General features: G+C 59.4%; 9 protein-coding genes and 2 pseudogenes. 10 read left to right on the top strand and 1 reads right to left on the bottom strand.

The window, feature by feature from the left end:
- A pseudogene (locus AC1DPR_RS16185) lies at positions 1–318 on the bottom strand (hypothetical protein); the annotation flags it as partial.
- A 913-nt stretch (positions 319–1231) separates the two neighbouring features.
- Here AC1DPR_RS16185 and AC1DPR_RS16180 point away from each other — a divergent pair.
- The 10 genes and pseudogenes from AC1DPR_RS16180 to AC1DPR_RS16135 form a co-directional block, all read left to right on the top strand.
- Positions 1232–1586: pseudogene (locus AC1DPR_RS16180) on the top strand (ABC transporter permease); the annotation flags it as partial.
- 276 nt (positions 1587–1862) lie between these two features.
- Complete coding sequence (locus tag AC1DPR_RS16175) at positions 1863–2363, top strand: Na+/H+ antiporter subunit E (protein WP_477816682.1); 501 nt, start codon at positions 1863–1865, stop codon at positions 2361–2363.
- Complete coding sequence (locus AC1DPR_RS16170; RefSeq protein ID WP_018856270.1) at positions 2356–2616, top strand: MrpF/PhaF family protein; 261 nt, start codon at positions 2356–2358, stop codon at positions 2614–2616. Before AC1DPR_RS16175 ends, AC1DPR_RS16170 begins: the two co-directional genes overlap by 8 nt.
- A 4-nt stretch (positions 2617–2620) precedes the next feature.
- Positions 2621–2878: a hydrogenase subunit MbhD domain-containing protein gene (locus AC1DPR_RS16165; protein ID WP_018856271.1), complete on the top strand. Its 258-nt coding sequence runs from the start codon at positions 2621–2623 to the stop codon at positions 2876–2878.
- 3 nt (positions 2879–2881) lie between these two features.
- A complete protein-coding gene (gene mnhG, locus AC1DPR_RS16160) occupies positions 2882–3223 on the top strand; it encodes a monovalent cation/H(+) antiporter subunit G (protein WP_112646618.1) in 342 nt (113 codons plus the stop codon).
- Complete coding sequence (gene mbhE / locus AC1DPR_RS16155; RefSeq protein WP_113161796.1) at positions 3220–3903, top strand: hydrogen gas-evolving membrane-bound hydrogenase subunit E; 684 nt, start codon at positions 3220–3222, stop codon at positions 3901–3903. Before mnhG ends, mbhE begins: the two co-directional genes overlap by 4 nt.
- 10 nt (positions 3904–3913) lie before the next feature.
- The gene (locus AC1DPR_RS16150) at positions 3914–4282 is read left to right on the top strand and encodes a sodium:proton antiporter (RefSeq protein WP_018856274.1); all 369 of its coding nucleotides are present in this window, start codon (positions 3914–3916) and stop codon (positions 4280–4282) included.
- The gene (locus AC1DPR_RS16145) at positions 4276–7362 is read left to right on the top strand and encodes a complex I subunit 5 family protein (protein WP_477816681.1); all 3087 of its coding nucleotides are present in this window, start codon (positions 4276–4278) and stop codon (positions 7360–7362) included. Before AC1DPR_RS16150 ends, AC1DPR_RS16145 begins: the two co-directional genes overlap by 7 nt.
- Positions 7363–7503: 141 nt before the next feature.
- A complete protein-coding gene (locus tag AC1DPR_RS16140; RefSeq protein WP_477816680.1) occupies positions 7504–8934 on the top strand; it encodes a basic amino acid/polyamine antiporter in 1431 nt (476 codons plus the stop codon).
- A gap of 187 nt (positions 8935–9121) precedes the next feature.
- A complete protein-coding gene (locus AC1DPR_RS16135) occupies positions 9122–10555 on the top strand; it encodes a basic amino acid/polyamine antiporter (protein ID WP_113161799.1) in 1434 nt (477 codons plus the stop codon).
- Positions 10556–10558: the final 3 nt, after the last annotated feature.

Raw genomic sequence — 10558 nt, 5'->3', positions numbered from 1 at the left:
CTGCAGCTCGAGCAAGCGCTGGCGCACTTCCTCGGCCTTGGCTTCGTTGGGATAAACAATCGCAATCAACGTTGACATGGCTATGTCCTCCATCGACGGAAATGCAGACGCCGTCATCATAGTGGTAATTCGTGAAAAAATACAACCTACCGAAATGCGCGCAGGGAACAAGTCGACGTTAATCGTGTTCACGCCGAGAATGTGTTCGTTCGTTTGGCGACTTGAGCCAGAGACATTGTCATCAAAGTGGGAGCGGGCGTGCGGTGCCGCTCCCGCGAGTGTCTCAATGGATCGCCCGAAGATAGTTGAGGCGATCAAAGGGGTTTGCGCCCGTGCGAGCGCGAGCACGAGGCGGGACCGCAATGGGGCTGTGATGATCGAACGCGCTCTTCAAAACCCCGGCACCGCCGGATAATCCGGGCAGGACCCGTCGCATAGCCTGGTTCAGGTTTTCCTTTTGATGTTTTCGCCGTCTCAATGTCTCGGCGAGTGCGGGAACACTTTTTGTGACCTCATCACGCAAATCCTTGGCGGATTCCATGCCTTCTTCGCTGGCAGCCCGAAGATCGTCACGCACATTGCGCTCGATGCGCTCCTGGCCATTGTCAGGGCGCTCAGTTTTGTCGCTGCGGGATCGCCATCGAGCACCCGCGCGTTCATTTGGAGAGCCTCAAGCGCAAGCTCGACGTCAAGGCGCCGATGACTGTTGCACTATGCAGCTTCCACCGAAAATGGCTTAGCGCGGGCGTACTGTTATGCCGGGCTGGCGGCGGCACTGGCCGCGGCTGATAACCGTGAAGTTGGCTGCTTGAGCGTCGCACGCGTTGGAGAAGGTCTGGACACGGGGGCCGCGTTGGCCGCAAACCGGAGTGTTATCCAGAGTGCACATCTGCGGCGGCCTGGATGGGCTAGGTGGCGGACGCCAATAATTGGGGCCAACGTCGGCAGTGCAGCCAGGCAGAAGGGAAACGATCCCAAATAGGGCAATCTTTCGAGGCGACAGGAAATCAGAAAGCGTCATGACTCTTCCCCTGTGGCTAGATTTCTTTTGAGATCCTAGCGCAAGTTGCATTTATGGAAAAGATCAAACCCCGAGGGCCCAAAACGCGCTGTGGTTTCTCGCCCGCTTTTCGCGTCCGTTTAAGGCGAATTGCACCGTTTGTGGGGCGCGAGGCGCTCGAAATGGGACTGATCGAAAGAATTGCCACTATCGAGATGGGCTTCGATGGCGGCTAACACCTACGCCACGGTGCTGCGCGGCATCCCCGACCTTCTGGTCATCTATATCGCTACATCGATGGAAGTTCGCTCGTGACCGCTGTCGCCCAAATCTTCGGTGCCGGCAGTTCATCGGCTTTCCCGGCTTCCTCGCCGGCTCGCTCGCAGTCGAGGCGACCTCCGGCGCGCACCGCGGCGAGTTGAAGGCGGTGCACCCCGGCGAGATCGAGGCTGCCGTCGCATGCGGCATGGGATGTGCCCTGCGCTTTCGCCGTATCGCCGCACCTCTGACGCTGCGCCACGCGCTATCGGGGCGCGGCAATGGCTGGCAGGTGGTGCTGACGGAACCGGCGCTGGTCTCCATCACCGAGGGCATATTTCCCTGTGAGGCAGATAGCAGGGCCGTTGCCGCCCTCATTCCTTCGGAGAAGGTGACGACCTGCACTTCGGGATGCCTTGGCGTGACGTGCCACCAGCTACCACCCGAGCGGTAATCATCAATCTTGACGTCGCCTATTTGTGACAGGGTACCTCAGGGGAGGACGGCCCCTCTTGATTTCGAGGGGCAACCCTGTTTGATTGTTAGAGGAGTGGCGACGAAGGTCGATGCTATGCCGTCGGAGAGCGAAACTACCGAACGCGGCTTGCCTGAATCCCTCAAGGGATTGATCGGCCTTTGGGTTTTGCTGTTCGCGCTCTGGCTGATCGTGAACGCCTCGCTCGCACTGCCGGTCGTGATCACGGGCGCCCTCATCTCCCTTGCCATCGCCGCGATCTTTTCGCGTCGCTATGGACTATGGCAGCAGGCCGCGCTGACACCGGGCGCCGCATATCATTGCCTTGCCTTTGCATCGGTATTCTTCATCGAACTGGTGAAGGCGAACGTCAACATGCTGCGCTACGTTTATTCGCCGCGCATCGACATTCATCCCGGCATCGTGAGGATTCCGATGCGGCTGAAATCGCCAATCGGTCGCCTTGCCCTTGCCAATGCGATCGCGCTGACCCCCGGATCGCTGGTCATGGACATCAGGGACGACGCCCTTTTCGTTCATTGGCTCGATGTGAAGACGACAGACCCGGAGCGAGCCGCCGCGATGATCGCCGGCCCCTTCGAAAAGCACCTGGGGGCGGCGTTTGGCTGATTTCATCGTTCGCATTGCCGCCGTTCTCATCTTCTTCAGCATCGTTTTCGGGGCGCTGCGTCTGATCATCGGCAAAACCCTCATGGACCGCGTCGTGGCAATCGACATGCTGACCGTGGTCTCGATCGCGCTGGTGACGCTTTATGCGCATCTTTCCGGCCGGTTCGTGTATATCGATGTGGCGCTCGTCTACGGGCTGCTCAGCTTCCTTGCCGTGCTTGCTATCGCTCGTTTCCTGGAAAAGGGGCCGTGACACGATGCTAGAGCTTCTCGTTGTGCTGGTGTGCGGCTGCATCCTGATCAGCGGGGTTCTTGCTGTGCGCCTTCCCAATCTCATGACGGCGATGGTGAGTTCGGGGCTCGCGAGCCTGCTTGCGGCCGTCTCCTACGTGCTGCTTGCCGCGCCCGATGTCGCCATGGCGGAAGCAGCAATCGGTTCCGGGCTCGCGACGCTGATCTTTCTCTATGCCATTCGCAGAACCGGCGGCGGAGACGCCGGTAGAGAGAAGGAGTGAGACGTGCAGGAGCTAGTCGGCAGTATCGTCATCCTCGTCGGCGCGTTCTTTCTCTTTTCCGCCGGCCTCGGGCTTTTGCGCATGCCCGATGTCTTTACCCGCATCCAGGCGGGGACCAAGGCCTCGACGCTCGGCAACATCCTTGTCGTCGCCGGGCTTGGCATCTACCATCCCGACTGGTCGCTCAAGCTCTTGATTGTCGCCGTTTTCGTTCTGATAACCAACCCCCTGTCGTCGCACGCGCTGTCGCGCGCGGCCCATGCAGTACGCACGCCGATGGCGGAGACGACGGTTGTGGATGCGCTTCGCGATGCAGATGAGGCGACCAAGGAGGGCAAGGCATGACAAAACGCGTCTTCAGCCTTCTTGCCATCCTCTTCTTCGCGTTCATCTTCGCCGGCGTCGCAGGCGGATATAGCGAACGCCAGACGCTCTCGCCGCTTGCCCGGCACTATCTCACCGCGGTGCCACAGGATCTCGGCGGAGCGAACGTCGTCACCGGCATCCTGATCACCTTTCGCGGCTTCGATACACTCGGCGAAGTGGCCGTCCTTTTCATGGTGGCTGCGAGCGTCGGCATCCTGCTTGGCGGATCGCCGGTGCAAGACCGCAGGAACGAAGCCCCGCGGCCAAGCGAGCTCGTGGAAAACGGCGCGAAGATCATCCTGCCGCTGATCTTCCTGTTCGGCGCCTATGTGATCATGAACGGTCACCTTTCGGCCGGCGGCGGCTTCCAGGGAGGGGCTGTGGTGGCGTCGGGCGTGATGCTGCTAGTGCTCGCCCGCCCCGGCACGGGCCTCCATCAAGGCTTTCTAAGCGTAACGGAATCGCTGGCCGGCGTCATTTACGTCGTGCTCGGGATTTGCGGGCTCTGGTTCGCAGGCGGGTTTCTCGACAGCCACATCCTGCCCAAGGGAGAGTTTGGCTCACTCGCCAGCGCCGGGGCGATCCCGGTGATTTCGGCGCTGTTGGGCATCAAGGTAGGGGCGGAGCTGAGCGTCGTCATCGATCGCTTCAGAAGCTGAAGGAGGAAACATGGGGCTGCCGGTGTCGCACATTCTCATGGTCACGGGCTTCGCGCTCGTCCTCATCGGTTTCTGGGGGATGCTTAGTCATCGCAACATACTGCGCATCATCATCGGTTTTTCGTTGATCAATACCGGGCTGCATCTGGTGATGGTCGCGACAGGCTATGTAACCGGGGGAACGGCTCCGATTATCGACAAGGCGCTTTCAATCTCCGAGGCAACGGTGCGTTCGGTTGATCCCATCCCCGCCGCGCTGGTGGTCACGGCGATCGTCATCGGCTTTTCCGTGACCGCCGTGATGCTTGCCTTTGCGATCCGTATCCATGATGCCAGGAAAACCCTTTCCATCGACGCGCTGACGGAATCGAAATGGTAACCGGCGTGCTGCAACCGCTGACGATTTTCCTGCTCGGCCTTGGCGGCGGCTTTCTCATCCCGCTTGTCTATCGCATTGCCAAGCCGCTCCCGGCCACGGTCTTCTTCGCCGCCCTTGCCGGCATGACACTGGTGTCGGTAGTCCAGTTGTGGTGGCTGCTCCATGGCGGGTCGACAATCGAGATCTATACCGCCGGGGCGATTCCACCCTTTTCCATTAATCTGCGCTTCGGGCTTTGGGAGGGGTTTTTCGCCATCAGCGTCAATCTCGCCGCAATGCTCGGCGTCTGGCAGCTGTGGGGCCGGCTGCGTAACTCCTATGCGGCACTGCTGCTCTATCTCATACTGGTTATGGGCATCAACGGCATGGTCATGACCCGCGATCTCTTCAACCAGTTCGTCTTTTTGGAAATCATGTCGATTGCCACTTATGGCCTGCTTGGGACGGAGGGCAGCCCTGCGGCACTTTCGGCAAGCTTCAAGTATATCATGGCGACGGTGCTCGCCTCGTCATGCTTCCTGTTGGGCGCCGTGCTGCTCTACCACGTCACCGGAACCCTCAACATCGACGACATGATCGAACACAGAGCGCTGATATCCGGCCCGATCGGCACGACGGCGCTTCTTTTTATCCTGTCGGCGCTGGTACTCGAACTGAAACCCTTTCCCGCCAATGGCTGGGGTCTCGACGTTTACGAAACCGCGCCCGCCGGGATTGCAGCCCTCGTCTCCGGCGGCGTGTCGGCGGGCGTCTTCTTTGCGCTGTTCAAGCTGTTGCCGCTGTTTGCGACCCATTACGACCTCATTGCCTGGGCGGGTGGCCTGACCTTTCTCTTCTCCAATCTCGCCGGTCTGCCGCAGACGAAGGTGCAGCGCCTGCTCGGCTATTCGTCGATTGCGCAGATGGGCCTGCTGATGCTGTCGCTTGCCTTGCTGCGAGAACTCGACGCCGATGCAGCGATGCCGCTTGTGGTCGGCGGACTGTTCTTCAACCATCTTTTCGCGAAGGCTGGCCTGTTCTGGCTGGCCGGTGCAGTTGGGCTCCCACGCACCACGGCATGGCCTGCCATCGCCAACCGACCGCTGACGCTCCTCGTCTTTGCCATGTTGCTGGTTGCAATCTCCGGTCTGCCACCTTTCCCCGGCTTCTGGGCAAAGTGGGAACTCGTGGTGCGGCTTGCCGCGGGCGAGCACTACGGCTGGGTGATCCTCATTCTGGCTGGGTCGCTTCTCGAAGCTGCCTATATGTTTCGCTGGTTCAAGCAGTCGACACGGGCGTCGGCCGAGATTGCCGAAGCCTGGCCCAGGATCGCTGCGCTCACGCCGTCGCTTGTCTGCGTGATGTTGCTGACTGCGGGAGGCTGGATCGCATCACGCCTTGCCGGGGTTGCATCGCTCCAGCTCTTCCTGCCGCTCCTTGCTGGTCTCGTCGTCTTCTGCTTGGACTTTCTTCCCGGCCGGATCAAATGCGTTCTGATGCTCGCGTTCGCGTTCTTTCTCGGCATGGCACAAGTCACTTTGATGTCCGGGCTCAATCAACTGTTCGCCGCCCTTCTGCTTGGGGGCGGGCTCGTCGTTGCCATGGCGGGGCTTTATCGCACCGATCAGCGTCCCGGCTACTATCCATTCATGACGGTCCTGCTGCTTGCGATCGTCGGACTGCTTTGGGCGCCCACCAGTCTCGAGTTCTTCTTCAACTGGGAACTGATCACCCTGTCGACCTATTTCCTCATCATGCAAGGGCGAAGTGCGCACCCGCATGCCTTGCCCTTCCTGATGTTTTCCCTGATTTCGGCCTTCTGCATTCTTTCCGGTTTCGGGCTTGCGGCTGCAGCGAGCGGCACCATCTCCCTGAACGCGCTCGTTTCGTCCAGCATGGCGTCGATGGCATTCACCCTCTTAGGGATTGGCTTTCTCATCAAGGCCGGCGCGATCGGCCTGCATGTTTGGCTGCCCGGCGCCTATGCGGAAGCCGATGACGACATGTCGGCGATGCTGTCGGCCGTGGTCAGCAAGGTCGCGATCGTCGGCCTGTTTCTTGTCACCTATCTGGCGATAAGGGCAAACACGGGATTGGAGCTTGCACATGTGATGGCCTGGATCGGCCTTCTGACCACGCTTGGCGGTGCAGCGATGGCGCTCAAGCAGGATGACGTAAAGCTCATGCTCGCTTATTCGAGCATGAGCCAGATCGGCTATATCATGACGGCCATCGCCATGATGAGCCATCTTGGCTGGGTGACGGCGATGTATCTCATCGCCAACCATCTGATGGTCAAGGGCATTCTTTTTCTCGTGGCAGCTGCCGTCATTTTGCGAACCGGCACGCGCCGCTTCGACGAGATCAGCGGACTTATGACGGCAATGCCGCTCACGTTCTTGCTTGCCGTCGTCGCGCTGCTGTCAATGTCGGGACTGCCACCACTCGTCGGCTTCGGCGCCAAATGGCTGCTCCTCAGTGCCATGATCGATCGTGGGTGGTACGGGCTGGCCGCGCTTGGGGTGGCTGCGACCTTGCTCGGTCTGCTTTATATGTTTCGCTTCGCCTACGCCATCTTCCTAAGCCCACCGCAAGGAGACCGGCTATATCTGCGTGAAGCCCCGATCAGCCTGCTTGCGCCGCAAGCGCTGCTTGCGGTCGGCATTCTGGCACTCTCATTTTTCCCGAAACTCGTGATGGGTCCGATTTCGGCAGCAATCGACCCGGAATTTTCCTCAAGGCTCGTCTGGCAGGGAATGTCGCTCGAAGAGGTTTATGCGCACTGGAATCCGCTGCCAGCGATGACGGTCGCCCTTATGCTGTCGGCTGCGTTCTTTCTCGTCGCCTGGCTTATTTACCGGGGCAATCTCGGCCGCTTTTCGAAAACGGGCATCGACGCTTTCTATCGCTTTTATAAACCGGCGTTGGCAGCGGTCACCGAACCCCTAGCCAGGGCCGTCTGGAACGGGACCAGCGCGGCGGTCATTGGAGCGGCGCAGTGGGTTCGCCAGGCCTATACCGGCAATGGCCAGACCTACTCACTGCAGATACTCTGTTACATCATCGTCCTTTACCTTTTCGGGACTTATGCACGTGGTTGATTATCGGCACCCAATACAGGCCTGGCCACACGTGCGTGATCCTGCAAACGGGACTGGAGGCGCAGTTTCTGGATTTCTTGCTGTGCACTTTGCGTCAAAGGACGCGCTAAACTTCACCCATCCAACAACTCGGTTTGTGTCATGACCTCCCCCTCTGAAGGAAAGTTTTCGATTTGGACCCTGATGGCGATGTGCGTGGGCTCGATGGTCGGCGCGGGGATATTTTCCTTGCCACAGGCTTTCGGCCGCGCAACCGGACCGTTCGGTGCAATCATCGCCTGGACGATCGCCGGCGTCGGCATGCTGATGCTCGCCTTCGTCTTCCAATCACTGTCGCGGCGCCGCCCCGATCTCGACGCAGGCATCTATGCCTATGCCAAGGCCGGCTTCGGCAACTATCTCGGCTTCCTCTCGGCTCTTGGCTACTGGTCGGCGGCCCTCCTGGGCAATGTTTCTTATTTTGTGCTCATCAAATCGACACTTGGACTGTTCTTCCCGATCTTCGGCGATGGCAACACGATACTCGCGGTCGCAACGTCTTCGATCCTCCTCTGGAGCATGCATTTCGTCATTCTGCGCGGCATTCGCGAAGCCGCGGTAATCAACACGATCGTTACATTTGCAAAGATTGTTCCCATCTTGCTCTTCATCGTCTTCGTGATTGCGGGTTTCAGATACGACCTGTTCGCCGCCAATTTCTGGGGCGGCGGTGACCCGACCTTCGCCGACATTGCCAGCCAGGTGCGCGCCACCATGCTGGTCACGGTCTTCGTCTTTGTCGGCATCGAGGGCGCGAGCGTTTATTCGCGTTACGCACGCAATCGTGCCGATGTCGGTATCGCGACGCTGACCGGCTTTCTCGGCGTGCTTTCGCTGATGGTTCTGATTACGCTTCTGTCCTACGGGATAATGCCGCGCACGGATCTCGCAACGCTCAGAAATCCTTCGATGGCCGGCGTGCTCGAAGCGGTGGTCGGACCGTGGGGTCGGCTGTTCGTCAGCGCCGCTCTGATAATCTCGGTCGCCGGCGCCTACCTTTCCTGGGTGCTGCTCGCCGCCGAAATTCTCTATTCGGCGTCGAAGTTCGACACGATGCCGCGGTTTCTTTCCAAAGAGAACGAAAGCGGTGTTCCTTCGAACGCGCTCTGGCTCACCAACATTGTGGTCCAGGTGTTTCTGATCCTCACTCTCTTTGCGCAATACGCCTTCACCCTGGCGCTGGAGCTGACGAGCTCAATGATCCTGATCCCGTATCTTCTGGTTGCGGCTTACGGCTTCAAGCTCGCCTGGACCGGCGAGACATACGAGCGGGATTCGTCCGGTCATCGTGGCGACTTCGTCCGGGCCGGTATCGCGCTTCTCTATACCGCCGGCTTGATCTATGCCGCGGGCGCCAAGCACCTGCTATTGTCGGCCGCCATCTATGGACCTGGAACCATCCTCTACTTCATGGCCAGACGCGAGCAGAGTGCGCGAGCCTTTACTCCGGCGGAGACCGCCATATTTATGGTTGCGGCGGTCGGCGCAGTTGTCGCGATTCTCGGCATAGCGACGGGACGTATTAGCATTTAGTCGATCGCGTAACGCGATGAGTGGTTGTTAATTTACAGCCAGTGGTCGCAAAAAATTGCAAGCATCGCAGATTCGTGGTACTTCATACGGACCGCAGCCGCAGGGAAACGAGTTATCGTTCCAGAGAAATAATTTCGCGACGTGCATAAGCTTTAAAAAGCAACATCGGTTGGCATGAGAGGGCGACATGGCATCTCAATCCACGCAGAAATTTTCCCGGTTGGCACTCACTGGCATGGTTGTCGGATCCATGGTCGGGGCCGGCATTTTCAACCTGCCCGGTCGCTTCGGCGCCGCCACGGGACCTTTCGGAGCCATCATCGCCTGGGCAATCGCGGGTACCGGCATGTACATGCTCGCGCGCGTGTTTCAGGCTCTTGCCGAGAAACGGCCCGACATCGACGCGGGCGTGTTCGCCTATGCCAAGGCTGGTTTCGGCAACTACATGGGCTTCCTTTCGGCCTTCGGCTACTGGCTCGGAAGTTGCCTTGGCAACGTCTTCTACTGGGTGCTCATCGGGTCGACCCTAGGGCGTTTTTTCCCGGGCATCTTCGGCGACGGAAGCAGCGCGATTGCGATCATCGTATCGCTGGTGGGCGTCTGGGCCTTCCATTTCATGATCCTGAAGGGGGTGGAGCAGGCAGCGTTCATCAACACCGTCGTCACCGTCGCCAAGATCGTGCCGATCCTCGTCTTCATCCTGCTGCTGATCTTCTTTTTCAACTATACGCAGTTCTCCGAGAACTTCTTTGGCGGTGCGGACATGCCGGCAAAGTCGCTGGTCGCGCAGGTCCGCGATACCATGCTGATCACTGTGTTCGTGTTCATCGGCATCGAAGGCGCAAGCGTCTATTCACGCTTTGCCGAAAAACGCTCCGATGTTGGCGCCGCAACCATACTGGGCTTTGTCGGCGTCACCGGCCTGATGGTGGCGGTGACCATGCTTCCCTATGCGGTGATGCCGCAATCGGCGATTGCCGCCGTCCAGCAACCTTCAATGGCCGCGGTTCTCGAAGCCGTTGTCGGGCACTGGGGCGCCGTATTCATCTCGATCGGCGTTCTGGTCTCGGTGTTGGGCGCTTATCTCGCCTGGTCGCTGATCTGCGCCGAAGTGCTCTTCGCCGCGGCCAAGTCCGACGACATGCCGAGGCTCTTTGCCGCGCAGAATGCCAATCGCGTACCAGCCAACGCGTTGTGGTTGACGAACCTGGTCGTGTCGCTGTTCATCATCTCCACCTACTGGTCACGCGACGCCTTCAATTTCATGCTCGACATGACGAGCGTCACCTCGCTACTGCCCTATCTCCTCGTCGCCGGCTACGGCGTTTTGCTTGCCCGCAGCGGCGTGGGCTATGAAACGACGCCCAATGAGCGTGGTCGCGACCAGATCTTCGCCTGGATCGCCGTCATCTACACGATCTTCATGTTCATTGCCGCCGGTCTCAAATATGTGCTTCTCGTCGCCGTCCTCCTGGTGCCCGGCACCATTCTTTATGTCTGGGCGCGGCGTGAGCAGAAATTGCAGCTGTTTACCTCCACCGAGCTCATCATCTTCGCCGTCACATTGATTGCTGCCCTGATCGGGGCCTACGGCCTGTTGACGGGCATCATCACACCTTGAACA

Source organism: Rhizobium sp. 01T417, assembly GCF_056398905.1.
This window is presented reverse-complemented; position numbering and strand designations above follow the sequence as displayed.

Excerpts from the sequence above, each read along its gene's own strand:
- AC1DPR_RS16165 (WP_018856271.1), top strand. The coding sequence starts at position 2,621 with ATGCTAGAGCTTCTCGTTGTGCTGGTGTGCGGCTGCATCCTGATCAGC.
- mbhE (WP_113161796.1), top strand. The coding sequence starts at position 3,220 with ATGACAAAACGCGTCTTCAGCCTTCTTGCCATCCTCTTCTTCGCGTTC.
- AC1DPR_RS16150 (WP_018856274.1), top strand. The coding sequence starts at position 3,914 with ATGGGGCTGCCGGTGTCGCACATTCTCATGGTCACGGGCTTCGCGCTC.
- AC1DPR_RS16145 (WP_477816681.1), top strand. The coding sequence starts at position 4,276 with ATGGTAACCGGCGTGCTGCAACCGCTGACGATTTTCCTGCTCGGCCTT.
- AC1DPR_RS16140 (WP_477816680.1), top strand. The coding sequence starts at position 7,504 with ATGACCTCCCCCTCTGAAGGAAAGTTTTCGATTTGGACCCTGATGGCG.
- AC1DPR_RS16135 (WP_113161799.1), top strand. The coding sequence starts at position 9,122 with ATGGCATCTCAATCCACGCAGAAATTTTCCCGGTTGGCACTCACTGGC.